The following is a 22,975-nucleotide window of genomic DNA, read 5'->3' as shown; positions in this document are numbered from 1 at the left end:
GGTCAGGGTCCGTCTTGGATGAGGAAAATGGCGTACACGTTCTCGGTGTACGTGATGGGCGCGGCGGTGAGCAGCTCGCCGCCCGACGCCGCGCGGTAGCGCGATCCGGTCACGGCTATTTTGTCCAGCGTTGTGCTTTCGCCGCCGCCGAACCCATCGCGGACGGCCGTGCCCCAGGTGCCGGCCTGCACGCCATAGGCGAAGTTCGGTGCGACGTCGGAAATGCTGTACAGGCCGGTGATCTTCGTGCCGTACGCGCCGGCCAGGCCCTTGGCCGATTCGCGCGTCTGCGCGGCGGCTTCGGCCTTCAGTTCACCCCGCAGGCGGCTTTCGCCCGAGTAGGTCGGTTCAGCGGTGCTGACCTGCACCTCGCGGCTGGCTTTCAGATCGCCGAGAAAGGCTTTCAGCGCCTGCGCATCGGCGAATTCCGCCTTCAGGTCGCGACTGGCGGCGGTGCCGTTGTACACCTCCTCATCGTTGCGATAGCGCGTGGAGGGGGCAATGCGCAGATTGGCGGCGCTCACGGTGCCCTCGATGGCACCGTGCCGGGCGAACAGCTGCAGCACGCGTTCGGCATTGGCCTGCACGCGGGCACGGGCGACATCGGTCTGCATGTCGACCGACTCCAGTTCGACCTTCACCGTGAAGCGGTCCGGCATCACCGTGCGGGTGGCGCTGCCCTTCACCAGCAGATGCGGCTGCGACGGAATGGTGTTGGCCTGGCCCCACGCAGGGGCGACGGCGGCCAGTGTCGTCGACAACAGCAATGCGCTCAGCAGCTTCATGCGGTATTCCTTGTCTGGATGATGCAGCGGACGCCGTGGCATGCGCCACGGCAGAGGAACTCACAGGCCCTTGGCAGCCTGCGCAACGGCGCGGAACAGCGCGCGGCCCTTGTTCATGGTCTCGTCCCACTCCTTGCCCGGATCGGAGTCGTAGACGATGCCGGCGCCGGCCTGCACGTGCAGGCGGCCGTCCTTGATCACGGCGGTACGGATCGCGATCGCGGTATCGGCGTCGCCGTGCCAGCCGATGTAACCGATGCTGCCGGCATACACGTTGCGCTTGATCGGCTCCAGCTCGCGGATCACTTCCAGCGCGCGGATCTTCGGCGCCCCGCTGACGGTGCCGGCCGGGAAGGTCGCTCGCAGTACGTCGGCGTAGCTCAGGCCGGGCTGCAGCTGGCCGGTGACTTCGCTGACGATGTGCATGACATGGCTGTAGCGTTCGATCACGAACTGCTCGCCCACTTCCACCGTGCCTGCCCGGGAAACGCGACCGGCATCGTTGCGGCCAAGGTCGATCAGCATCAGGTGCTCGGCACGTTCCTTCGGATCGGCCAGCAGTTCGGCTTCCAGCGCGTTGTCTTCTTCCACGGTGGCGCCACGCGGGCGCGTACCGGCAATGGGGCGCACGGTGACTTCGCCGTCCTGGAGACGGACCAGGATTTCAGGCGAGGAGCCCACCACCTGCACATCGCCGGTATCCAGGAAGTACATGTACGGCGACGGATTGAGCGCCCGCAGCGCGCGGTACACATCCACCGGGCGCGCCTTGAACGGCACGCTCAGGCGCTGGCTCAGCACCACCTGGAAGATGTCGCCGGCGCGGATGTATTCCTTGGATTTGTCGACCGCGGCAATGAAGCCGTCGCGGGTGAAGCCGGACACGAAATCGTTCTCGTCGAGCACGTCGCGGGTGATCGGCGCGGGATAGCCCGCGCCGGGCGCGCGCAGCTTGGCCACCAGCGCATCCAGCCGGGCCTGTGCGTCGTCCCACGCCCCGGGCTGGCCCGGGTCGGCGTGCACGATGAGGTACAGACGGCCCTTGAGATTGTCGAACACCGCCAGGTCTTCGGAATGCAGCAGCAGGATGTCCGGGGTGCCCAGCTCGTCGCGGCCGCGCGGCGGTGCCAGGCGCGGTTCGATGTAGCCGATGCACTCGAAGCCGAACCAGCCGACCAGGCCACCGGTGAAGCCCGGCAGGCCCGCCAGCTTGGGCACCGAGTGGGCGCTGCGCAGCGCCTCGACCTCGGTGAACGGGTCGGCGACTTCGCGGGTTTCCACGACCTGGCCGGCCTCACTGACGGTCAGGGTGTGGCCGTGGAAGGCATACACCCGGCGCGCCGGCAGGCCGATGATGGAGTAGCGCCCGAAGCGTTCGCCGCCTTCGACCGATTCGAACAGGTAGGTATGCGGGCCGTCGGCGAGCTTCAGATAGACCGAGAGCGGCGTGTCCAGGTCGGACAGCACTTCGCGGACGACGGGGATGCGGGTGTGGCCTTCAGCGGCCTGCTGCTGGAACTGCTCGAGCGTGATCAAGACGACTTTCCTTCCGGGAAACGGCGGTGGCGGGACGGACGACGGCAACAGGCCACCATCGCCACCAGCGGCGAGCGGAAGAAAGGGAATGCGGGGTCGTCAGAATGGACACGCGGCGACTGTACCGCATTGGCGGCACCGGATGGAACCCGGCGCCGCCATGAAGGTCAGCGCCGCGACAGCAGCGGGCTGTCCAGCGGCAGGTGCAGCCGGACCCGGCCCGGCACGCAGTCGATGCGGAAGCGGCGGGCACGGACCGGCTCGCCATCCAGGTTCAGGGTCAGCGGCTGGGCCGCCTCGATCTCCACCCAGGGGGCCTGGACGCGTTCGGCCACCTGTTCCAGCGCGCCACGCTTGCCGCCCGTGACCAGCGCGGTGAAGGTGGACGCGACTTCGCCGCTGAGCTCGGGAATCAGGGTGAGGTCCAGCAGGCCATCGTCGATGTGCGCGTCCGGACACAGCACCTGCCCGCCCCCGGCCTGGCGACCGTTGCCGACCCCCAGCGCAATGAAGCCCCCTTCCCAGTCGAAGCCGGGCGCGCGGACCCGCGCCTGGATCGGCTCGATGCGGCCCAGCCGCGAAATGCCGGTGACCAGGTACGCCAGGCCGCCCAGCATCTTCTTCAGGCCCTCGTCGGTATCCACGGTGACCTCGGTACCGAAGCCGCCACTGGCCACGTTGGCGCACCACCAGCGCTCGCCGTCGGCGTCGATGCGCAACAGGTCCACCGGGCGCGGCGGCTCATGCTCGATCAGTGCCAGCGCCTGTTCGGGGTCGTCGGGAATCTCCGCCGCAGTGGCGAAGTCATTGGCGGTGCCCAGCGGCACCAGACCCAGCGACGGCAGCGCATCGGCATCCTCGTCCCGGTGCGCCAGCGTTTCGGCCACTTCACTGAGCGTGCCATCGCCGCCGGCGGCAATGATGGTGTCCACGCCGTGCGCGATCGCCTCGGCCACATAGCGCTCGGCATCGCCCTCTTCCCAGGTCACCCGCACTTCCAGCGTGGCCCCGCGCTCACGCAGCGCGTGCACCGCCTCGCGCAGCTCGGCATTGCCGGTGGACTTGCCGTTCAGGATCAGACGCCATCGCTTGCCACGCATGCAGCACTTCCACGGATCAGGGAGGCGCAGGCTAGCAGTGCGCTGTGTCGGGGGCGGTGAACGCCGCGATCACGCGTGGGAAAGCGGCCCCACGGGGCCACCCTGTGTCGACGAAACCGGACACCGTCGATTCAGCCGCCTGGGTTTTCCGGCGCATCCTCTTTGCCGACGGTGACGGATTTGTAGTGGTACTCCACCAGTGTCCACGCGCCGTTGTGGAAGGTGTAGCCCCAGGTTTCGGTACTTACTGCCGCGTCCCGGGAGGTAACGGTCATCCCGTCGCCTTGGTTGCCGCCGTTCGGCAGCGGCGTGGGCGGGCCTGCGCTGGGCGCGCGCGCGACGCTCGATCCGGTCAAGCCTGCTCGTGTCGTGAGCACCTGGACCGTGCCGCGCCTGGACACCGGCGCGTAGGCCGGCGAGCGTGCCGCGATCCAGTCGAGCCAGGATGCCGCGTCAACCGACCCCGCCGGATAGGTCGTTTTCGTGGTGATGCTGACAGGGTGGTCAGCGCGTTGCGCCAATACGGCAACCGGTGCCGTGGCAAGCACCCCTCCTAGTACCACAGATACCATCGCAGTCCGAAGCGTCATGTTGATCTCCTTGTGTGGCAGTGAAGCAAACGGCGGACGTTCGCCGGTCGCCTCTCCCTTGTAGCAGCCCGTCAGGCCGTCTTCTGAAGCCCGTTGATTGCTTTTCTCGATAGTGCGACGTCGCTGCTGAAATGGCACAGGGCGCGCCCCTTTCACACGAGTACCCGCGAACCGCAGCGGGAACGTGTGGACGTGCCTCGATGCGCTGCACGCCGCGTGGATGCACGCAGTTGCCGGTGCATGCATGGCCTGCGTGGCCCAGCACGGCGCGGGCGAGTGGCGCTGTCGCTTTCGACATAGACGCCGCGGTACAGGATTCTGCGTCGTCTGCACGCAGCGGGGAATGCGTCATCAAAGCGTCATCGCGCGCCCGGAGAATGGAAGGCCATAGCAGGGACGACGGATGGAGGCAGGATCAGCCTCCGAATATTCCCAGGGCCGCATCCGAGAGGGTGCGGTCTTTTTTTTGCATCAGCCGGCGGCGAATTCCCGCAGCGCATCGCCTTCCATGCGGTACACCGTCCACTCGCTCTGCGGTTTCGCACCGGCGGCTTCATAGAACCGGATCGCCGGTTCATTCCAGTCCAGCACCGACCATTCGAAACGGCCACAGCCTTCGGCGACCGCGATACGCGCGATGTGCTGCAGCAGCGCCTTGCCGGCACCGCTGCCGCGCTGCTGCGGGCTGACGTACAGGTCTTCCAGGTAGATGCCGTTGCGGCCCAGCCAGGTGGAGTAGTTGTAGAAGTACACGGCGTAGCCGATGGCCTCGCCACCGGCCTCGCAGATCAGCGCGTGCGCCTTGGCATCGGCGCCGAACAGGCTGGCGCGGATGCCGGCTTCGTCGGTCTGCACCGACGACTCGGCCTTTTCATAGATCGCCAGCTCGCGGATGAAGCGCAGGATCAGCGCCGCATCGTCGGCGGTGGCCATGCGGATGCTCACAGTGGCCACCGGCATGGCTCAGCCCCTCGCCTGGGCAACGTTGTGGCGCATCTGCGCGATCACGTCCTGGTAGCTGGTCTTGGCGTTGAAGATCGCCGAGCCGGCCACGAAGGCATCGGCACCGGCGGCGGCGATCGCGCCGATGTTGTCAGCTTTGACGCCGCCGTCGATCTCCAGGCGCACGTCGCGGCCGCTGGCATCGATCTTCTGGCGCACGACGCGCAGCTTGTCCAGCGCCGAGGGAATGAACGCCTGGCCGCCGAAGCCCGGGTTGACCGACATCAGCAGCACCAGGTCCAGCTCGTCCAGCACCCAGTCCAGGATGTCCACCGGGGTGGCCGGGTTGAGCACGATGCCCGGCTTGCAGCCCAGCGAACGGATCAGCTGGATGGTGCGGTGGACGTGGCGGGAGGCCTCCGGGTGGAAGCTGATGTAGGTGGCACCGGCCTCGGCGAAGTCCGGAATGATGCGGTCCACCGGCTCCACCATCAGGTGCACGTCGATCGGCGCGGTGACGCCGTGCTTGCGCAGCGCCTGGCAGACCATCGGGCCGATGGTCAGGTTGGGCACGTAATGGTTGTCCATCACATCGAAATGCACCCAGTCCGCACCGGCGGCGAGCACGTTGTCCACTTCCTCGCCCAGGCGGGCGAAGTTCGCGGACAGGATGGAGGGGGCGATGATGCAGTTGGACATGGCCGGGGCCTTCAGGACGTGGACGGGGAGGCGCCGCGCGGGGTCAGCGCTTGCGCAGGGTCTTGATGCGGTCGTAGGCGGCGTTGAGCAGGCGCGACTTGCGCTCGGCCTGCTGGCGCAGCTCCGGGGCGGCGCCGACGACCTTGTCGGGGTGGTACTGGGAGATCAGCCGGCGGTAGGCCAGATCGACCTCGGCATCGGTCGCCTCGGAGGTCAGCCCCAGCTCGCGGTAGGGGTTCTCCCTGTTCAGGCGGAACCAGTCGGCGTCGAAGGCATGCCCGATCAGCAGGCCGACCACGGCCCCGAACAGCGGATTGGGCCTGAAAAGCAGGGCGCCGGCGATGAATCCGAGCAGTTTTCCGTACCAGCGCATGGTCGTGGGGGCGGCCGGGTCGACAAAGGAGCCTCATTTTACGTCACAGCGGGCCCAACCCGCTTTACACTAGGCCGCCCGCTGTCTGTGCGGGCCCTCCGGGTCCCCTGGACAGCTGTCTTGACGAAGCCTCAGGAGTGCCCGTGCCGACCACGTTGTTGCAATCCGATCTCCCCGGCCTGCCCTTGCGCCATCGCGGCAAGGTGCGTGATGTTTTCGACATTCCGCGCGACCGGCTGCCCGCCGGCACTCCGCCGGGGGACTACCTGCTGATGGTCGCTACCGACCGTCTGTCGGCCTTCGACGTGGTGCTGCCCGATCCGATTCCCGGCAAGGGCGAAATGCTCTGCCAGGTGTCCAACTTCTGGTTCGCCAAGACCGCGCACCTGATGCCCAACCACCTGACCGGCATCGACGTGGCCAGCGTGCTGCCCGAGGGCGTTGACCCGGCGCTGTACGCCAGGCGCGCGGTGGTCACCCGCAAGCTCAAGCCGGTGCCGGTGGAAGCAATCGCCCGCGGGTACCTGATCGGCAGCGGCTGGAAGGATTACCAGCGCACCGGCAAGATCAGCGGCATCGATCTGCCCGACGGCCTGCGCCAGGCCGAGCAGCTGCCCGAACCGATCTTCACTCCCTCGACCAAGGCCGCCGTGGGCGACCATGACGAGAACATCGATTTCGATGCGATGGTGAAGGCGGTCGGTGCGGACCTGGCCGAGCGCGTGCGCGACGCCACCCTGCGCATCTACAAGTTCGCCGCCGACTACGCGCGCGAACGCGGCATCATCCTGGCCGATACCAAGTTCGAGTTCGGTACCGATGCCGATGGCCGCCTCTACATCATGGATGAGATGCTGACGCCGGATTCCTCGCGTTACTGGCCCGCCGACGAGTACGAGGTGGGCACCAGCCCGCCGAGTTACGACAAGCAGTTCGTGCGCGATTACCTGGAAACGCTGGACTGGGGCAAGACCGCTCCGGGCCCGAGCATCCCGGCGGAGATCATCGAGCGCACCCGCGCCAAGTATGCCGAGGCGCTGCAGCGCCTGGCCGGCATCTCGGTCGATTGATGCATGCCCCCCGTCGCCGCAACGGGCGACGGGGGACGTCGACCGTGGGTGGGCGGGGACACGCGACGCCGCGATGGGCGGGCTCCGGGAGTATCCTGTGCCCACTCCGGAGGCTCAATGTCCACGACGACCCAGCTTGTGCGGCCCATCGACCGCTACTTCGCCAGCTATTCCGACGACCACCGCAATGCGATCAACCAGCGCATCCACGTGATCGCGGTGCCGGCGATCCTGTGGTCGGTGATCGCACTGCTGTGGTGCCTGCCGCCGCTGATCACCTGGTTCCAGTCCGGGGTATGGGCCGGCCTGGCGATGTTCGCCGCCTGGTGCTACTACAACCGTCTGTCGCGCCGGCTGGGCTACGGCATGCTGGCGCTGTTCTTCGTCAGCGCCTGCCTGTGCCGCCTGCTGGAGGCCGAGATCGGCCTGCGCGGCCTGTTCTGGCTGGGCCTGGGCGTATTCGCCGTGGCCTGGGTGGCGCAGTTCATCGGCCACACGTTCGAGGGCCGCAAGCCCAGCTTCCTCACCGATCTGGTCTACCTGTTGATCGGCCCGGCCTGGGTGATGGCCAAGGTCTACCGTCGCTTGAACTGGCGCTTCTGAACGCACTTTCCTGAACGACGCGACAGGCTCACCGGCGGTCCACGCGTCGGCGTCCAGCATCCCCTTCAGCCCCCCACCCGGGTACGGTGGCGTTCAGCTCCGTGACCGTCCGCTGTCTTCCGCAGGCCCTGCCATTGCTGGCCGGAACCCGCCCGGCCCCCCCTGCGACCGGCCACGTTCGGCAAAGCCGCTCTACCTGTTCCATACGGCCCACGACGGTCCCGGATGGACCCACTGACGAGGCTGAAAAAATGAATCACCGCACGTTACATGCAGTTCGATGCGTATTCGGGAGTATCGGCGACAATTGCCTGCCTGTTAGACTGAACGGCCTGCTCGTGAATCCCGCATTCCCTGCATGAATCCCAGTCTGCTCCTGCTGCTCGCCCTGCCCTTCCTGATGGCCGTGGCGGTCGCTTCATTCCGACGTACCTCCCGCTCCACGGCCGCCTGGTTGGCCGCGGCCGCTCCGCTGGGTGGGCTGGCCGTGCTGGCGACCCTGACCCCCGAGATCCTCGGCGGCGGCGTTGTCCGCAGTTTCGGGCAGTGGCTGCCGCAGATCGGGCTGGCGTTCTCGCTGCGGCTGGACGGGCTGGCCTGGATGTTCGCCGGCCTGGTGCTGGCCATCGGCGCCTTGGTGGTGATGTACGCCCATTACTACCTCAGCGCCCGCGACAGCGCCCACCGCTTCTACTGCTACCTGCTGCTGTTCATGGGCGCCATGCTCGGCATGGTGCTGTCGGGAAACCTGCTGCTGCTGATGGTGTTCTGGGAAATGACCAGCATCAGCTCGTTCCTGCTGATCGGGTTCTGGTCGCACCGCCAGGATGCGCGCGAGGGCGCGCGGATGGCACTGGTGGTGACCGGCGGCGGCGGCCTGGCCCTGCTCGGCGGCGTGCTGCTGATCGGCCGGATCGTGGGCAGCTTCGAGCTGGATGTGGTGCTGGCGGCCGGCGATGCCATCCGGGCCAGTGCGCTCTACCCCTATGCGCTCTTCCTGGTGCTGGCCGGCATCTTCACCAAGAGCGCGCAGTTCCCGTTCCATTTCTGGCTGCCGCACGCGATGGCCGCGCCGACGCCGGTGTCGGCCTACCTGCACTCGGCCACGATGGTCAAAGCCGGCGTGTTCCTGCTGGCGCGGCTGCACCCGGCCCTGTCCGGCACCGACCTCTTCTTCTATACGGTCAGCGGCATCGGCGCGATCACCCTGCTGATCGGCGCCTGGAACGCGATCTTCCAGCACGACCTCAAAGGCCTGCTGGCGTACTCGACGATCTCCCATCTGGGCCTGATCACGATGCTGTTCGGGTTGTCGGCCCCGATGGCGGTGGTCGCCGGCGTGTTCCACATCCTCAACCACGCCACCTTCAAAGCCTCGCTGTTCATGGCCGCCGGCATCATCGACCATGAAACCGGCACCCGCGACATGCGCAAGCTCGGCGGACTACGCCGTCTGATGCCCTTCACCAGCGCGCTGGCGATCATCGCCTCGCTGGCGATGGCCGGCATTCCGCTGCTCAACGGCTTCCTGTCCAAGGAAATGCTGTTTGCCGAAGCGCTGACCACCGAAGGACCGGAAGCGATGCGGGTCGCCATGTCGGTCGCCGCGCTGCTGGCCGGCGTGTTCGGCGTGGCCTACAGCCTGCGCTTCGTGCACGACACCTTCTTCGGCAAGGGGCCGCACGATCTGGACCGCGTGCCGCACGAGCCGCCGCGCTGGATGAAGGTGCCGGTGGAAATCCTGGTGGTGATCTGCGTGGCGGTCGGCGTCGCCCCCGCCATCACCGTCGCACCGGTGCTGCATGCGGCCGCCGCCTCCATCCTCGGCCCGGCAATGCCGGCCTACAGTCTGTCGGTGTGGCATGGCTTCAATCTGCCGCTGGCGATGAGCGCGGTTGGCGTGCTGGGCGGTATCGCCCTGTATTTCGGCCTGCGCCGCCTGATCAATCTGCATGGGGTGGTCACCCGCGCCACCGGCCGCAACCTGTTCCACAAGCAGCTGGATCTGGTGTTCGGCTTCGCCCATCGCCTGACCCAGGCGCTGGCCAACGGCAGCCTGCAGCGCATGCTGCTGGGGCTGGTGGTCGTGGCGATCATCGTCGCAGCGGCCCCGTTCGTGGCCACGCCGGTCTCGCCCAACTGGCCTTCGCCGCAGCCGCTGCCGCTGCTGGGCTGGGGGTTGTGGCTGGTGATGATGGCCTGCGCGTTCGGTGCGCTGGCCAAGTACCGCCAGCGCCTGCTGGCCGTGCTGCTGGTCGGTGGCGTGGGCCTGATCGTGTCGCTGACCTTCGTGTTCCTGTCCGCCCCCGACCTGGCCCTGACCCAGCTGCTGGTGGAGATGGTCACGCTGGTGCTGATGCTGCTGGGCATGAACTACCTGCCGGCGCAGTCGCCACGGGAGCGCTCGCGCTGGCGCAAGGGTCGAGACGTGCTGATCGCGGTGCTCGGTGGCGGCGGCCTGGCGGCGCTGGCCTATACGGCGATGACCCTGCCGCCCAATACGATGGCCGGCGAGCTGCTCGCCCGCGCTCTGCCGGAAGCGTACGGCCAGAATGTGGTCAACGTGATCCTGGTGGACTTCCGCGGTTTCGATACCTTCGGCGAGATCACCGTGTTCGGCATCGCTGCGCTGGTGGTGCACGCGATGCTGCGGCGTTCGCGGATGGCCCCGGAGCAGATCATGCCCGGGCCGCCGATGAAACTGCCGGTGCCGGCCGATCTGGCCCAGATCATGTTCCCGCTGACCATGACCGTCTCGATCTTCCTGTTCCTGCGCGGCCACAACGCGCCGGGGGGCGGCTTCATCGCCGGCCTGGTGCTGGCCGTGCCGCTGCTGATCCAGTACGTGATCCAGGGCACCGCGTCGGTGGAATCGCGCTTCGGCTTCGACTACATCCGCTGCATCGGTGCCGGCCTGCTGATCGCCATCATCAGCGGCAGCGCATCGATGCTGTTCGGCGTGCCGTTCCTGACCAGCGGCCACCTGGACCTGCACCTCCCGCTGATCGGCGAGGTGCCGCTGGCCAGCGCGATCGGGTTCGATACCGGCGTGTACCTGGTGGTGTTCGGCGGGGCGATGCTGATGCTGTCGATGATGGGCACCATCAAGCCGTCACGCACCCGCAGCGCCCGCAAGGGCGAGATCGATCCCAACCGTCGTTCGGCAAAAACCGGGGAGATGCACTGATGGAACTGGCCCTGGCAAGCGCGATCGGTGTGTTGGCCGCGATAGGCATTTACCTGCTGCTGCGTGCGCGCAGCTTCGACGTCATCCTCGGCATGACCTTCCTCTCCTACGCCACCAACCTGCTGATCTTCGCCGGTGGACGCCTGGTCACGGGCAAGGCGCCGGTGCTGCGCGAGGGCATCGACAGCGATCTGGGCAACTACACCGATCCGCTGCCGCAGGCGCTGGTGTTGACCGCGATCGTGATCGCCTTCGCGATGACCGCCGTCAGCATCGTGCTGGCCATGCGCAGCCGCAGCGACAACCATAGCGACCACGTCGATGCGCACGAAGACGACGCCGACAGCGGGCCGACCGATACCGCGTCTGGCCGGGAGGGTGACGCATGAACCATGCGGTGATCCTGCCGATCCTGATTCCCCTGTTCGGCGCGGCCTGCTCGCTGTTCGTGGAGCACCGCCGCTTCGGGCCCAAGGTCCAGCGCAGCGTGGCATGGATCACGCTGACGGCACTGGCAGCGGCGGTCGCACTGCTGTTCGCACAGACCGCCGATGGCAGCATCGCGGTGTACCTGCTCGGCGACTGGCCCTCACGGCTGGGTATCGCGCTGGTCGCCGACCGCCTGTCGGCGTGGATGCTGGTCACCACGCTGCTGCTGGCCATTCCCTGCCTGATGCACGCCTGCTCGGGCTGGGACCGTCGCGCGCCGCACTTCCACGCGCTGTTCCAGTTCCAGCTGGTCGGCCTCAACGGCGCCTTCCTGACCGGCGACATCTTCAATCTGTTCGTGTTTTTCGAGGTGATGCTGATCGCCTCGTACGGCCTGCTGCTCAGTGGCGGGCGCGGCCTGCGCATGCGCATCGGCCTGCACTATGTGGTGTTCAACGTCACCGCCTCGACCCTGTTCCTGATTGCGCTGGGCCTGCTGTACGCCTCGCTCGGCTCGCTCAACATGGCCGAGCTGTCCCAGCGCATCGCCGAGGTGCCCCCTTCGCACCTGCTGCTGGTCAAGGCCACGATGGGCCTGCTGCTGCTGGTGTTCTGCAGCAAGGCCGCACTGATGCCGCTGTACCTGTGGCTGCCCGAGGCCTATGCGCGCGCGCCGGCCGCAGTGGCGGCGCTGTTTGCGATCATGACCAAGGTTGGGCTGTATGCGGTGCTGCGGGTGAGCACGCTGTGGTTCGGCGACGATGCCGGCGCGATGGCCGGCTACGGCAGCGACTGGCTGCTGTGGGCCGGCGTGGCCACCCTGGTCCTCGGCGGACTGGGCGTGATGGCAGCGGCACGGTTGCGGGTGCTGGTCTCCTACCTGGTGGTGGTGTCGGCGGCCACGCTGTTCATCGCCTTCGCCGTGCGCACCCCGCAGGTGCTGTCGGCCGGGTTGTACTACCTGCCGCACAGCACCTTCGTCGCCGCAGCACTGTTCCTGGTGGCGGACCTGATCCGACGCCGTCGAGGCGGCGCCAGCGACCGCAAGGAGATCATCGCGCCAATGCCGGGCAAGCAGACCCCGGCGGTGCTGTTCCTGATCGGCGCGGTGGCCGTGGCCGGCCTGCCGCCACTGTCCGGCTTCCTGGCCAAGGCCGCGCTGCTGGCCGGCATGCCCCCCGCCTACACCGGCGTGGTGTGGACGGCAGTGCTGGGCAGCAGCCTGATGGTGATCGTCGGTCTGACCCGCGCCGGCATCCGCCTGTTCTGGCGCGTGCCGGCAGCCGAGGACGGCGCGCCGCCCGCGCGCAAGGCGCCCACCCGTACCGTCGAACTCATCGCTGCGGCCCTGCTGTTGAGCTACGGCATCGCGATGAGCCTGTTCGCTGGCCCGCTGATGCAGCACACCGACGCGATGGCGACCCAACTGCTTCAGCCGCAGGAGTATGTGAACGGCCTGCGCGCGACCCCGCCGGAGATCCGCCAGCCATGAGCGCCCGTCCTTCGCTGTACAAGCGCGTGCTGCCCTCGCCCTCGCTGAGCGTGATGGTGGTGGCGTTCTGGCTGCTGATGTCCGACAGCTTCACCGTGGGCCAGTTCGTGCTCGGCATGTTCCTGGGTCTGGTGGTGCCGCTGTTCGCGGCGCGGCTGGACCGCGAGTTCGCCCGCATCGGGTCGCTGCGGCCGCTGCCAAAGCTGGTGATGGTGACCCTGTGGGACATCCTGGTCTCCAACATCCGCGTGGCGATCCAGGTGCTGGGGCCGGAGCGACGCATCCACCCCGGCTTCATCTGGCTGCCGCTGGACATCGCCAACATCCACGGCATCGCCGCGCTGACCAGCATGATCACGCTGACCCCCGGCACCGTCTCGGCCGCGCTGTCGGACGACCGCCGCTACCTGCTGGTGCATGTACTGCACCTGGACGACCCGGACGCGCTGATCCGGCAGATCAAGACCCGCTACGAAGCCCCGCTGATGGAGATTTTCCCATGACCGGATACATGTTCATCCAGACCACGATGGTGGTGTGCATGCACGTGGTCGGCGTGGCCATGCTGCTGGCCACCTGGCGCCTGCTGCGCGGCCCGACCGTGCCTGATCGCATCCTCGCGCTGGACACCCTGTCGGTGACGGCGATCGCCGAGCTGATGCTGTTCGGCATGTACCTCAATTCGGCGGTGTACTTCGAAGCGGCGCTGATCATTGCCATGCTCGGGTTCGGCAGCACGGTGGTGCTGAGCAAGTTCGTGCTGCGCCGGGACATCGTCGAATGATCACCTTCATCCAGATCGTGCTGTCGCTCCTGCTGCTGTTCGGCTGCTTCTTCATCCTGGTCGGCGCGCTGGGCCTGGTGAAACTGTCGAGTTTCTTCAAGCGTCTGCATGCCCCCACCAAGGCCAGCACGCTGGGCGTGGGCTGCGTGCTGGTCGGTTCGGTGTGTTACCACATCTTCCTTGGCGAAGACCCGCAGCCGCGCGAGCTGCTGATCACCGTGTTCCTGTTCATCACCGCGCCGATCAGCGCGCACATGATGGCCAAGGCCGCGTTGTCGCTGATGATGGAAAAGCGCCCCACTCTGCCGGGCGATGAAACGGCCAAGGAAGAAGCGCTGCCGCCGCCGGAACCACGCCGCGACGAGACCCCCTGACACCGCAGTGAAAGGGCCGTGGCCGCGCGCTGTCAGCCCGCGGTGGCCAGCGCCAGCTCCAACGCGACCCAGCCCAGGAACGCCACCAGCAGCACGCCGCCTTCGCGGCGGCTGATGGTCAGGTCGCCGCGCAGCATCGGGTACAGCACCAGCACGAAGGCGATCGCCGCCGGCAGCTCCAGCTTCACGAACGACTCGGGCAGTGCCAGTGGTCGCAGCGCGGCCATGCCGCCCACCACCACCAGCAGGTTGAACAGGCTCGAGCCGATGACGTGGCCCAGCACCATGTCGCCCTGCCCGCGGCGCGCGGCCGCAATGGCGGCGGCAACTTCCGGCAGCGCGGTGCCGATGGCGACCGGCAGCAGGCCAACCAGCAACGGCGACCAGCCCAGGCCCGCGCCGAACACCGGCGCCGCCTGCACGATCCAGCGCGCGCCGTAGTACAGGCAGACCACCGCGAACACCACGCGCAGCACGTTGAGAAACAGGCCGGTACGGGTCATCGCGTAGCCGGCAATCGCCTCGCGGACAGGCTCGGACTCGTGCGGCGCGCGGCGCAGCACAAATACCAGCACCGCCACGAAGCCCAGCAGCAGCACCGCGCCTTCCCAGCGTGCGATCACGCCATCCAGCCCGAACACGATCAGGGCCAGGCTGGAGACCGCCAGCAGCACCAGCAGCGGCGAGAGCAGCCGTGCACGCACCAGCAGCGGCGCCGCGAGGGCGGCCATGCCCAGGGTCAGGCCGACGTTGACGATGTTGCTGCCCACGGCGTTGCCCAGCGCCAGCGCCTCGGCACCGACCACGAACGCGCGTGCGTTGACCACCAGTTCGGGCAGCGAAGTGCCGAAGGCAACCAGCAGCAACCCAGCCACGAACGGCGAGGCGCCGAAGCGCTGCGCCAGCCCGGAGGCCGCCTTGACGATCGAATCGCCGCCCAGCGCGAGCAGCACCAGACCCAGTACGAACCATGTGGCAGCAGCGATCATCGGTAAATCCCCCGGTGGCAGGCGTGGGCCGATTCTAGAGCCACGGCGGGCCTACAGGCAGCCTTCCACGTAATCGACCTGCGGCGGCAGCCCCACCCGCCAGTCGGTGACGGTGCCGTTGCGGTCGATTTCGAAGTTGATCAGCGCGCCGCCCTCGGTGGCCGGGCGCACGCGCAGGTTGTGGCCCTGCTCGTCGTACTTGTGCGGGGTGACGTCGCCGCGGTCCGGATAGAGCGTCTGCAGCTCGCCCAGCGACATCCCGACTTTGCCACCCCCCGGAGCGACGATACGGTCGTTGTGCACGTCGTAGCGGACCAGGCGCCGGCCCTCGATCATGAACACCACGTCGTCGGCCTGCGCGCCCTGTGGCCGCAGCGAGTGGCAGTAGTCATCGGGGACCGCGCCGTCCAGGGGTTCCTTCCAGGCCGTACGCACCTGGTCCAGCGTGCTGTCCAGGCTCACCGGGCCATAGCCGTCAAGGCGCGCCGGCCCGGCCGCGGGGGCAGGCACGGCCGCCGGTGCAGCGATGGGGCTGGTGGGGGTGGAATCCGCGGTTCGCCCGCAGGCCCCCACGGCCAGTACCAGGCCCAGGGCCAGAACGCTTCCCAGCTGCTTCATGCGGTGTCCTCCGGTCGATGTCGGGCAGCCTAGCGCGATCGCCGTGCAGTGGCTGCATGCGGGCGCAGGGCTGTCATCGCCGTTTCACCTGCCGCGTTCAGGCTCGGCCTGCACCGCATCGACCCCCTCGCCCATGCAACCGCGCAAGACCGACCTCGCCCGCACCGCCCTGCAGGCCCACCGTGCGCCCCTGGACATGCGCCAGCGCCGCCTGCTGATCCTGTGCGACGGCCAGCGCGACCTGCCGCAGCTGACCGCCCTGGTCGGCGCAGAGGCAGCGGCGATGGTGATCCAGCTGATCCAGGCCGGGTACCTGGTCTCCACACCTGCGGCGGCTGCACCGGTGCCGGCTTCCACCAACGCCGCGCCGCGCGGCACCGGGGCGGCAGCCCCGGTCGAGCGCCGCCGCTCGCTGGTGGCCGCGCGCATCTATCTGCTCGGCATTCTGGAACTGCAGCGTCATCCACGCGCGGCAGCGCTGTTCCACGCCCTGCAGCAGGCACGCAGCGATGAAGGCGTGATCGAGGGGCTGCACGGCGCTCTTCAGGCGCTACCGGCACTGACCTCGCCCGGCTACGCCGAACGGGTGCGGCAGCGCCTGCTGGAAGTACTGCCGGCGGCGCACGCGGGCGGCTTCGAGCACGGTCTGGCGTAACCCCGCGATGCCGTCGCGGAAGGCGAGAAACGCTAGGAACGCATGACCGTCACCTGCGCGGCGCGGGCTTCATTGGGCCTCCACGGCGTACACCGGCGTGGAGGCGCGTGCGGTTACTGCCGGGGGAAGTTGGCCTTCAACCCCTGCCAGCAGTGCTGATAGTCGCGCTGCCGGTGCGCAGCGTCCATTGCCTGCGCGGTGGGGCGGATCACCCCACGGGTCTCGAACATGAAGGCCATCGTGTCCTTGATCACGTCCGGCCTGCTCAGGTCCGCTGCCGAGGCCTTGTCGAAGGTGGCCGCATCCGGGCCGTGGCCGCTCATGCAGTTGTGCAGCGATGCACCACCCGGCACGAAGCCTTCGGCCTTGGCATCGTAGGCACCGTGGATCAGGCCCATGAATTCACTGGCGATGTTGCGGTGGAACCACGGCGGGCGGAAGGTGTCCTGGGCCACCAGCCAGCGCGGCGGGAAGATCGCGAAGTCCATGTTGCTGGTCCCGGGCGTGTCGCTGGGCGAATGCAGCACCAGGAAGATCGACGGGTCCGGATGGTCATGGCTGATCGAACCGATCGTGTTGAAGCGGCGCAGGTCGTAGCGGTACGGGGCGTAGTTGCCGTGCCAGGCGACCACATCCAGCGGCGAATGATCGATGTCCGCGCGCCACAGCTGTCCGCCGAACTTGGCGATCAGCTCGAACGCCCCGTCGATGTCTTCAAAGGCGGCATGCGGAGTTTCAAAATCGCGCGGGTTGGCCAGGCCGTTGGAACCGATCGGCCCCAGGTCGGGCAGCTTCAGCAGCGCGCCGAAGTTCTCGCAGATATAGCCGCGTGCCTGCCCGTCGGGCAGCTCGACCCGGAAGCGGACGCCGCGCGGCATCACCGCGATCTGCTGCGGCTCGATCTCGATCACGCCCAGTTCGGTGAGCAGGCGCAGGCGGCCGAGCTCCGGCACGATCAGCAGCTCGCCGTCGGCGTTGTAGAAGTAGCGGCCCTGCATGTCCGCATTGGCCGCGTACAGGTGGATGCCCACGCCGTGATGCGCATCCGGCGCGCCGTTGCCCCCCATCGTGTACAGGCCGTCGATGAAGTCGGTGGGCGTGGTCGGCAGCGGCAGCGGGTTCCAGCGCAGCTGGTTGGGCGAGACCGCACCGTGGGCGAAGTCGCTGTGCAGATGCGGCTGTGCGTAGGCGGTGAACTCGCCGTGGGTCACCGCCGGGCGGATCCGGTAGACCCAGCTGCGACGGTTGCTGCCACGGGGCGCGGTAAAGGCCGTACCGGACAACTGCTCGGCATACAGCCCGTGCGCGACCCGCTGCGGCGAGTTGCGCCCGACCGGCAAGGCGCCGGGTACCGCTTCGGTGGCGAACTCGTTGCCGAAGCCGGTCTGGTAGCCGCGTGATGCGATGGAGGTGGACATGGTCGGGCTCTCATGGTGCCGGGCGGCTCCCGGCGGTATGTTCATTCGTGCACGTCGGCAGCCCGGCGCGTTGCGACGCGCTCGGCTGCCCGGTGCGGCGGCGGTGGGGCGACCGGGTCGCCCCGTTCCACGTTACAGTACGCCGCGCTTCATCTGGTCGCGCTCGATGCTCTCGAACAGCGCGGTGAAGTTGCCTTCGCCGAAGCCTTCGTTGCCCTTGCGCTGGATGATCTCGAAGAAGATCGGACCGATGCAGTTGGTGGTGAAGATCTGCAGCAGTTTGCGCTGCTTGGTTTCCGGATCGGCGTCGATCAGGATCTTGTTTTTGGCCAGGCGCGCCACGTCTTCGCCATGACCGGGCACGCGCATGTCGATCACGTCGAAGTAGGTCTCCGGCGTATCGAGGAACTCCACGCCCTGCGCGCGCATCGCTTCGACGGTCTCGTAGATGTTCTCGGTGAAGCAGGCGATGTGCTGGATGCCTTCGCCCTTGTAGGCATCGAGGTACTCGTTGATCTGGCTCTTCGGATCGGAGGATTCGTTGAGCGGAATGCGCACAATGCCGTCCGGCGCGGTCATCGCCTTGGACACCAGGCCGGTCTTGAGGCCCTTGATGTCGAAGTAGCGGATCTCGCGGAAGTTGAACAGGCGCTCGTAGTAGTCCGACCACTGCTGCATGTTGCCGAAATACAGGTTGTGGGTCAGGTGGTCGATGAAGGTCAGGCCGAACCCGACCGGACGCTGCTCGGCACCGTCGATCGGCGCGTAGTCGGTATCGAAGATGCTGCCGTTGGCGCCGTAGCGATCCACCAGATACAGCATGCAGTCGCCGATGCCCTTGATCACCGGTGCCGGCACCGCCTTGGTCTCCGGCTTGAAGTCGATCGCCTCGGCACCATTGCCAAGCGCCATCTGGAACACCTCCTCGCCCGGCTTCTGGAAGCGGATGGCGAAGCCGCAGGCGCACGGGCCATGCTTTTCGGCGAAGTCGGCAGCGAACGAATCCGGCTCCTCGTTGACCAGGAAGTTGACGTCGCCCTGGCGGTAGACGGTGATCGCGCGCTGCTTGTGGCGCAGCACCGCGGAGAAGCCCATCTTGCGGAAATAGGCGTGCAGTTCGGCGCCACGGCCGGCCGGTGCGGCGAATTCGACGAACTCGAAACCGTCGATGCCCATCGGGTTTTCGAAGGTGGTGACCTGCATGCCCGGGTTGGGTGCGTGGGACGCGGTGCTCAGTTGGCTGCTCATGATGTGGCTCCAAAGCAAGTCCGCATCGGAAAAAACCAGGTGCGGGAGGAAGGCAGACCCGCGAGAATGCGGAGTCCGGACTGAAGGTTTATAGTTTCACATGAAACCACCATCAAGGTGCACCGCAGCATGAGCCCGCCCGATCCCACCAGCCACAGCATCCGCGCCTCGCACGCCCTGCTCGATCTGGAGCAGTTTCTGCCGTATCGGCTCAGCGTGCTGTCCAACCGGGTCAGCGGCAACATCGCCAAGCTGTATGGGGACCGGTATGGTCTGGCGATCCCGGAATGGCGGGTCATCACCATCCTGGCCCTGTACCCGGGGTCGTCGGCGAGCGAGGTGTCCGATCGCACCGCGATGGACAAGGTGGCCGTCAGCCGCGCCGTGGCCAGACTGCTCGAACGGGGCTTCATCAAGCGTGAAACCCACGGCGACGACCGCCGTCGTTCGGTGCTGGCGCTGTCGGCGGCCGGGTTCGAGGTCTACGAGACCATCGCGCCGCTGGTGATCGAGATCACCCGCAAGCTGATGTCCGTGCTCAGCGAGGAGGAGGAGCAGATGCTGGAAACGCTGATCCTGCGCCTGGCCGGGGAAGGCCTGCAGCGCATGGACGAAGGGTAGAGCCGGGCTCTGCTAGCTCAGGTGCTTGCGGCGCGCATGCACCCACGGGGCCGCCAGTGCCCCGATGGCGCCGCCAGCGAAGCCGAGTGAGGCGGCGACCGCCGCCGCTTCGATGGCGCCGGGAAGCGCCAGGGCGGCCACCACCAGCAGCAGCGAGGGCAGGCCGATGAAGGTGGCCATGAAGTAACGCCAGCGCGGTGCCCAGGTGCCCACCTGCAGCAGGCTGACCGGCATCCAGGTTTCCGCCGAGGCGTCCTGCGCGATCTTGGCCGCGACCTTGCCCAGGTCCACTTCCACCGGCCCCTTGCCGGTGCGTGCCGTGGCCAGCATCTGCGCCACTTCGTCCACCGCCGGGAACGACGTGGGCCAGGCGACGGGTGCGGCCACGCCGTAGGCGGTCAGCAGCGGCACGCTGATCCAGGGCGCCAGCAGCGGCCGCAACTTGCGCCGGTCCAGCACGCACCAGATCTGGCTGACACCGTGGGCGGTCACGCTGTACAGCGCCATCTGCCCCGGTTCGGGGTAGGCCAGCATGCTGACCCGCGCCGCCATGCTGTCGTAGCCCATCTGGCGCAGGAAGCCTGGCCGGGTGCGTCCTTCGTGGGCCCACGCCAACCCCAGCGCCCCGACCAGGTAGGCCTCCGCCGGATCCTTCACGCCCGCACTGGCGCGGTCGTCGCTGGCCAGGAAGAACGCCAGCGACTTGGGCTCGGCCACATCGTCGCGGTCCCAGCGCCCGGCGTCGCCCAGCACGTGCTTGAGCGGCAGCCGCGCCGGTGCGGTCTCGGCCTTGGCCGCGTTGTGCAGAAACGGCAGCACCGAGAGCACGAAGCCCTGCAGATCGACTGCGCGCAGCCCGCTGCCCAGCCACTCGGCCGGCAGCAGCCCGGCCAGCGCCGGGTTGCGGGCCAGCGCATCGAGCTGGGCCTTCTGCTCCACCAGCTTCTGCACCGCGGCTTTGAGCAGCACATTGTCGGGCACCGCGACCAGCGGCAGGCGGTAACGTATCGCACCGGGCGCAGGGGTATCGGCCTCGGCGTCCGGGGTGTCCAGCGTGCCGTGATCGTCGAGCAGGACATCGACAGGCGGCAGGCTCACGCCGGCCGGTCCGTCGGGGGAGATATCGGAACTGCTGTCGCTGGTGCCCGGCTGCATGCGTTTCAATCCGTTGGGTGCGCGCCACGAACTGCGCGGCATGTCGTCCTTGGAGGTAACGGCAGCCCGGCTGAAACCTGTAGGGCCGGCAGCAGGCGACGCGCCACCGGCAACAAAAAAGGCCGCGGAATCCGCGGCCTTGTCGATCATGGCGCCTTCGGCGGCGCCCAGTCCTTCATGAAGGCGAAGAACCGCGTGCGGTCATAGCCCTTCGGCTGGCCCTTGTCAGCCTCCAGCTCGCCGGTGAACTGCGAGTGCAGCAGCGTGCCGTCCGCGTCGAGCACGAACAGGTGCGGATAGCCCTTGATCGCCGGGAACTGCGACAGGAACGCCGTGTTCTCGTTGTCTTCGCTGTAGTTGACCTTCATCCACACGAAGTGGGCATCGCGGAAGCTGCGGATCTCCGCATCGCCCTCGATGAAGGCGTCCATCAGGTGGCACCAGGAGCACCACTCCCCGCCCACGTCCAGCACGATGCGCTTGCCGCCGCGCTGGGCTTCGACCTTGGCCGTGGCCAGGTCCGCGACCGGATCGCGGCCCGGGTCGAACTGAGCGTTGAGCGCGGCGACCGCGGCGATATCCGCGGCGGCCGGGGTGTTGCCCGAGGCCACCGGCTCGCCGGGATCGGCGACCGGCGGCTTCTGCTCGGAGGTATCCAGCGGCTGCGCAGGCGCGGCAGTGGGCGCCGATGGCGAACAGGCGGCCAGCAGGCCGGCCAGGATCATCGGGGACCACCACAGGGTCGTACGCATCGCGGACCTCACTTGACGCCGTGCATCAGCTTGTTGATCAGCGGGGCGATCAGGAACAGCACCGCGCCGGAGCCGATCAATGCCCAGAAGCCGAAGGTGTAGCCCTTCAGCGCCGACTCGACGGTCATGCCGCCTTCGCCACTGACCACGCCGGCAAAGATGCCCGACAGGTTGTTGCCGATGCCGGTGGACAGGAACCAGCCACCCATGCCGAAGCCGACCAGGCGCACCGGGGCCAGCTTGGTCACCATCGACAGGCCGATCGGCGACAGGCACAGCTCGCCCACGGACTGGATGACGTAGACCATGAACAGCGTCCAGAACGGGATCTTGCCGTCCACCACCATCGTCGACAGCGCGAGCATCAGCAGGGCGAAGGCAGCGCCGTTGAACAGCAGGCCCAGGCCGAATTTGCGCGGAATCGACGGATTGGCACGGCCCAGCTTGATCCAGATCCAGGCGATGATCGGGGCCAGGGTGATGATGGCCACCGAGTTGACCGACTGGAACCACGCGGTCGGGAAGGTCCAGCCGCCCAGGTTGCGGTTGACGATGTTGTCGGCCAGGAAGGTGAAGGAGCTGCCGGCCTGCTCGAAGAACATCCAGAACATCACGTTGAAGATGAAGATGATCAGCATCGCGATCACGCGGTCGCGCTGCACCTTGCCCTCACGGATGCCCTCGACCAGCAGCAGCACGCCCAGCGCCACGAACATCACGCCGAGGATCCAGGCCAGCGCGGTGGCGCCGGTGGAGAGCAGGAAGTAGGCGACCGGGATGGCCACGATCGAGCCGACCAGCACCATGATGATGCGGCCGAACCCATCGGCACCTGCCGGCGGAGCGCCGATGCCCTTCAGGCCGGCACGGCCGACGTAGAACCATGCCAGGCTGATCAGCATGCCGATGCCCGACGCGATGAAGACCATCTTGTAGGACGGCATCGCCTGGGTACCGAAGACCGCTTCGGCCAGGTACTGGGTCAGCACGGGGGCGATCATCGCGCCGATGTTGATGCCCATGTAGAAGATGGTGAAGCCCGAATCGCGGCGCTCATCCTTCAGGCCGTAAAGCTTGCCGACCATCGTGGAGATGTTGGGCTTGAACAGGCCGTTGCCGATGATGATCGTGGCCAGACCCAGTTCGAAGATCTCCTTGTTGGGCATGGCGACCATGAACAGGCCGGCGGCCATGATCACCGCGCCGGTCAGGATCGACCGCTGGTAGCCCAGCACCCGGTCGGCGACGTAGCCACCGAAGATCGCAGCGGCATAGACCAGCGCCAGGTAGGCGCCGTAGGTACGGCTGGCGGCCGCCTGGCCGGCCGCGTCGCCCTGGAAGAACTGCGAGACGATGTACAGCACCAGCGCCCAGCGGATGCCGTAGAACGCGAAGCGCTCCCAGAATTCGGTCATGAACAGCATCCACAACGGGCGTGGATGGCCCAGCGTGGTCTTGAACTCCGGCAGCGCCGGTTCGGGAACGGATTTCGCGGCGGCGTCTACGCTCATGCGGGATTCCTGGGTTCGGTGGATGACATGCACGTCCGATGTGC

General features: G+C 67.5%; 24 protein-coding genes. 10 read left to right on the top strand and 14 right to left on the bottom strand.

The window, feature by feature from the left end; translation table 11 throughout:
- Positions 1-2 precede the first annotated feature (2 nt).
- The 7 genes from ACPEH1_RS00835 to ACPEH1_RS00805 all read right to left on the bottom strand — a co-directional run bounded on the left by ACPEH1_RS00835 (position 3) and on the right by ACPEH1_RS00805 (position 6,025).
- The gene (locus ACPEH1_RS00835) at positions 3-785 is read right to left on the bottom strand and encodes an SIMPL domain-containing protein (protein WP_423715071.1); all 783 of its coding nucleotides are present in this window, start codon (positions 783-785) and stop codon (positions 3-5) included.
- Between the two features lie 60 nt (positions 786-845).
- Positions 846-2,321 carry an anthranilate synthase component I gene (gene trpE / locus ACPEH1_RS00830; protein WP_312710092.1) on the bottom strand — a complete coding sequence of 492 codons (1,476 nt, stop codon included), beginning with the start codon at positions 2,319-2,321 and terminating at the stop codon, positions 846-848.
- Between the two features lie 167 nt (positions 2,322-2,488).
- Positions 2,489-3,421 (bottom strand): lipid kinase YegS, encoded by a 933-nt coding sequence (gene yegS, locus ACPEH1_RS00825; protein ID WP_136004612.1) that lies wholly within the window; start codon positions 3,419-3,421, stop codon positions 2,489-2,491.
- A gap of 131 nt (positions 3,422-3,552) precedes the next feature.
- Positions 3,553-4,011 carry a hypothetical protein gene (locus ACPEH1_RS00820; RefSeq protein ID WP_423715069.1) on the bottom strand — a complete coding sequence of 153 codons (459 nt, stop codon included), beginning with the start codon at positions 4,009-4,011 and terminating at the stop codon, positions 3,553-3,555.
- Positions 4,012-4,482: 471 nt separating this feature from the next.
- Positions 4,483-4,965, bottom strand: a complete 483-nt coding sequence (locus ACPEH1_RS00815) for a GNAT family N-acetyltransferase (RefSeq protein ID WP_313218515.1) — start codon at positions 4,963-4,965, stop codon at positions 4,483-4,485.
- 9 nt (positions 4,966-4,974) lie between these two features.
- The gene (gene rpe, locus ACPEH1_RS00810) at positions 4,975-5,652 is read right to left on the bottom strand and encodes a ribulose-phosphate 3-epimerase (RefSeq protein ID WP_017354531.1); all 678 of its coding nucleotides are present in this window, start codon (positions 5,650-5,652) and stop codon (positions 4,975-4,977) included.
- 43 nt (positions 5,653-5,695) lie between these two features.
- A complete protein-coding gene (locus ACPEH1_RS00805; protein WP_017354530.1) occupies positions 5,696-6,025 on the bottom strand; it encodes a J domain-containing protein in 330 nt (109 codons plus the stop codon).
- A 143-nt stretch (positions 6,026-6,168) separates the two neighbouring features.
- Here ACPEH1_RS00805 and ACPEH1_RS00800 point away from each other — a divergent pair, with 143 nt between their 5' ends.
- From ACPEH1_RS00800 to ACPEH1_RS00765, 8 genes are all read left to right on the top strand, one after another.
- Positions 6,169-7,095: a phosphoribosylaminoimidazolesuccinocarboxamide synthase gene (locus ACPEH1_RS00800; RefSeq protein ID WP_026070523.1), complete on the top strand. Its 927-nt coding sequence runs from the start codon at positions 6,169-6,171 to the stop codon at positions 7,093-7,095.
- A gap of 117 nt (positions 7,096-7,212) precedes the next feature.
- Positions 7,213-7,698, top strand: coding sequence for an Mpo1-like protein (locus ACPEH1_RS00795; protein ID WP_017354528.1), 486 nt, complete (start codon positions 7,213-7,215; stop codon positions 7,696-7,698).
- A 358-nt stretch (positions 7,699-8,056) separates the two neighbouring features.
- The gene (locus ACPEH1_RS00790) at positions 8,057-10,885 is read left to right on the top strand and encodes a monovalent cation/H+ antiporter subunit A (protein WP_313241612.1); all 2,829 of its coding nucleotides are present in this window, start codon (positions 8,057-8,059) and stop codon (positions 10,883-10,885) included.
- Positions 10,885-11,274 (top strand): Na+/H+ antiporter subunit C, encoded by a 390-nt coding sequence (locus ACPEH1_RS00785; RefSeq protein ID WP_017354526.1) that lies wholly within the window; start codon positions 10,885-10,887, stop codon positions 11,272-11,274. Before ACPEH1_RS00790 ends, ACPEH1_RS00785 begins: the two co-directional genes overlap by 1 nt.
- Positions 11,271-12,806, top strand: coding sequence for a monovalent cation/H+ antiporter subunit D (locus ACPEH1_RS00780; RefSeq protein WP_017354525.1), 1,536 nt, complete (start codon positions 11,271-11,273; stop codon positions 12,804-12,806). Before ACPEH1_RS00785 ends, ACPEH1_RS00780 begins: the two co-directional genes overlap by 4 nt.
- Positions 12,803-13,309, top strand: coding sequence for a Na+/H+ antiporter subunit E (locus tag ACPEH1_RS00775; RefSeq protein ID WP_017354524.1), 507 nt, complete (start codon positions 12,803-12,805; stop codon positions 13,307-13,309). The genes ACPEH1_RS00780 and ACPEH1_RS00775 overlap by 4 nt, the downstream gene beginning before the upstream one ends.
- A complete protein-coding gene (locus tag ACPEH1_RS00770; protein ID WP_017354523.1) occupies positions 13,306-13,590 on the top strand; it encodes a K+/H+ antiporter subunit F in 285 nt (94 codons plus the stop codon). Before ACPEH1_RS00775 ends, ACPEH1_RS00770 begins: the two co-directional genes overlap by 4 nt.
- On the top strand, positions 13,587-13,964 hold the full coding sequence (locus ACPEH1_RS00765) for a Na+/H+ antiporter subunit G (protein WP_017354522.1): 378 nt from the start codon (positions 13,587-13,589) through the stop codon (positions 13,962-13,964). The genes ACPEH1_RS00770 and ACPEH1_RS00765 overlap by 4 nt, the downstream gene beginning before the upstream one ends.
- A gap of 32 nt (positions 13,965-13,996) precedes the next feature.
- On the opposite strand, the gene ACPEH1_RS00760 is transcribed toward ACPEH1_RS00765, so the two are convergent.
- Both ACPEH1_RS00760 and ACPEH1_RS00755 read right to left on the bottom strand, forming a co-directional pair.
- Entirely contained in the window at positions 13,997-14,953 is a 957-nt protein-coding gene (locus tag ACPEH1_RS00760; RefSeq protein ID WP_136004625.1) for a sodium:calcium antiporter, read from the bottom strand.
- Between the two features lie 51 nt (positions 14,954-15,004).
- Complete coding sequence (locus tag ACPEH1_RS00755; RefSeq protein WP_136004627.1) at positions 15,005-15,571, bottom strand: hypothetical protein; 567 nt, start codon at positions 15,569-15,571, stop codon at positions 15,005-15,007.
- A gap of 133 nt (positions 15,572-15,704) precedes the next feature.
- Between ACPEH1_RS00755 and ACPEH1_RS00750 the strand changes: the two genes are divergently transcribed.
- Positions 15,705-16,226 carry a hypothetical protein gene (locus ACPEH1_RS00750; protein ID WP_423715067.1) on the top strand — a complete coding sequence of 174 codons (522 nt, stop codon included), beginning with the start codon at positions 15,705-15,707 and terminating at the stop codon, positions 16,224-16,226.
- A 113-nt stretch (positions 16,227-16,339) separates the two neighbouring features.
- Here ACPEH1_RS00750 and hmgA read toward each other — a convergent pair whose 3' ends face one another.
- Both hmgA and hppD read right to left on the bottom strand, forming a co-directional pair.
- Positions 16,340-17,644: a homogentisate 1,2-dioxygenase gene (hmgA, locus tag ACPEH1_RS00745; RefSeq protein ID WP_136004631.1), complete on the bottom strand. Its 1,305-nt coding sequence runs from the start codon at positions 17,642-17,644 to the stop codon at positions 16,340-16,342.
- Positions 17,645-17,776: 132 nt separating this feature from the next.
- Positions 17,777-18,847 (bottom strand): 4-hydroxyphenylpyruvate dioxygenase, encoded by a 1,071-nt coding sequence (gene hppD, locus ACPEH1_RS00740; RefSeq protein ID WP_423666842.1) that lies wholly within the window; start codon positions 18,845-18,847, stop codon positions 17,777-17,779.
- Between the two features lie 174 nt (positions 18,848-19,021).
- Between hppD and ACPEH1_RS00735 the strand changes: the two genes are divergently transcribed.
- Positions 19,022-19,513 (top strand): MarR family winged helix-turn-helix transcriptional regulator, encoded by a 492-nt coding sequence (locus ACPEH1_RS00735; RefSeq protein WP_051008562.1) that lies wholly within the window; start codon positions 19,022-19,024, stop codon positions 19,511-19,513.
- Between the two features lie 12 nt (positions 19,514-19,525).
- Here the strand turns inward: ACPEH1_RS00735 and ACPEH1_RS00730 are convergent, their stop codons facing one another.
- The 3 genes from ACPEH1_RS00730 to ACPEH1_RS00720 form a co-directional block, all read right to left on the bottom strand.
- Positions 19,526-20,668, bottom strand: a complete 1,143-nt coding sequence (locus ACPEH1_RS00730; RefSeq protein WP_423715066.1) for a hypothetical protein — start codon at positions 20,666-20,668, stop codon at positions 19,526-19,528.
- 146 nt (positions 20,669-20,814) lie between these two features.
- Positions 20,815-21,420: a thioredoxin family protein gene (locus ACPEH1_RS00725; RefSeq protein WP_017354860.1), complete on the bottom strand. Its 606-nt coding sequence runs from the start codon at positions 21,418-21,420 to the stop codon at positions 20,815-20,817.
- Between the two features lie 8 nt (positions 21,421-21,428).
- Positions 21,429-22,931: a peptide MFS transporter gene (locus tag ACPEH1_RS00720; protein ID WP_423715065.1), complete on the bottom strand. Its 1,503-nt coding sequence runs from the start codon at positions 22,929-22,931 to the stop codon at positions 21,429-21,431.
- Positions 22,932-22,975: the final 44 nt, after the last annotated feature.

The organism is Stenotrophomonas sp. NPDC077421 (assembly GCF_049545505.1).
GTDB lineage: Bacteria > Pseudomonadota > Gammaproteobacteria > Xanthomonadales > Xanthomonadaceae > Stenotrophomonas > Stenotrophomonas nematodicola.
This window is presented reverse-complemented; position numbering and strand designations above follow the sequence as displayed.

Coding starts and splice junctions, on each gene's coding strand:
- ACPEH1_RS00775 (WP_017354524.1), top strand. CDS start 12,803: ATGAGCGCCCGTCCTTCGCTGTACAAGCGCGTGCTGCCCTCGCCCTCG.
- yegS (WP_136004612.1), bottom strand. CDS start 3,421: ATGCGTGGCAAGCGATGGCGTCTGATCCTGAACGGCAAGTCCACCGGC.
- ACPEH1_RS00750 (WP_423715067.1), top strand. CDS start 15,705: ATGCAACCGCGCAAGACCGACCTCGCCCGCACCGCCCTGCAGGCCCAC.
- ACPEH1_RS00760 (WP_136004625.1), bottom strand. CDS start 14,953: ATGATCGCTGCTGCCACATGGTTCGTACTGGGTCTGGTGCTGCTCGCG.
- ACPEH1_RS00820 (WP_423715069.1), bottom strand. CDS start 4,011: ATGACGCTTCGGACTGCGATGGTATCTGTGGTACTAGGAGGGGTGCTT.
- rpe (WP_017354531.1), bottom strand. CDS start 5,652: ATGTCCAACTGCATCATCGCCCCCTCCATCCTGTCCGCGAACTTCGCC.
- hmgA (WP_136004631.1), bottom strand. CDS start 17,644: ATGTCCACCTCCATCGCATCACGCGGCTACCAGACCGGCTTCGGCAAC.
- ACPEH1_RS00730 (WP_423715066.1), bottom strand. CDS start 20,668: ATGCAGCCGGGCACCAGCGACAGCAGTTCCGATATCTCCCCCGACGGA.
- ACPEH1_RS00755 (WP_136004627.1), bottom strand. CDS start 15,571: ATGAAGCAGCTGGGAAGCGTTCTGGCCCTGGGCCTGGTACTGGCCGTG.
- hppD (WP_423666842.1), bottom strand. CDS start 18,847: ATGCAGGTCACCACCTTCGAAAACCCGATGGGCATCGACGGTTTCGAG.
- ACPEH1_RS00785 (WP_017354526.1), top strand. CDS start 10,885: ATGGAACTGGCCCTGGCAAGCGCGATCGGTGTGTTGGCCGCGATAGGC.
- ACPEH1_RS00735 (WP_051008562.1), top strand. CDS start 19,022: ATGAGCCCGCCCGATCCCACCAGCCACAGCATCCGCGCCTCGCACGCC.
- ACPEH1_RS00805 (WP_017354530.1), bottom strand. CDS start 6,025: ATGCGCTGGTACGGAAAACTGCTCGGATTCATCGCCGGCGCCCTGCTT.
- ACPEH1_RS00790 (WP_313241612.1), top strand. CDS start 8,057: ATGAATCCCAGTCTGCTCCTGCTGCTCGCCCTGCCCTTCCTGATGGCC.
- ACPEH1_RS00725 (WP_017354860.1), bottom strand. CDS start 21,420: ATGCGTACGACCCTGTGGTGGTCCCCGATGATCCTGGCCGGCCTGCTG.
- ACPEH1_RS00765 (WP_017354522.1), top strand. CDS start 13,587: ATGATCACCTTCATCCAGATCGTGCTGTCGCTCCTGCTGCTGTTCGGC.
- ACPEH1_RS00770 (WP_017354523.1), top strand. CDS start 13,306: ATGACCGGATACATGTTCATCCAGACCACGATGGTGGTGTGCATGCAC.
- ACPEH1_RS00780 (WP_017354525.1), top strand. CDS start 11,271: ATGAACCATGCGGTGATCCTGCCGATCCTGATTCCCCTGTTCGGCGCG.
- ACPEH1_RS00835 (WP_423715071.1), bottom strand. CDS start 785: ATGAAGCTGCTGAGCGCATTGCTGTTGTCGACGACACTGGCCGCCGTC.
- ACPEH1_RS00795 (WP_017354528.1), top strand. CDS start 7,213: ATGTCCACGACGACCCAGCTTGTGCGGCCCATCGACCGCTACTTCGCC.
- ACPEH1_RS00720 (WP_423715065.1), bottom strand. CDS start 22,931: ATGAGCGTAGACGCCGCCGCGAAATCCGTTCCCGAACCGGCGCTGCCG.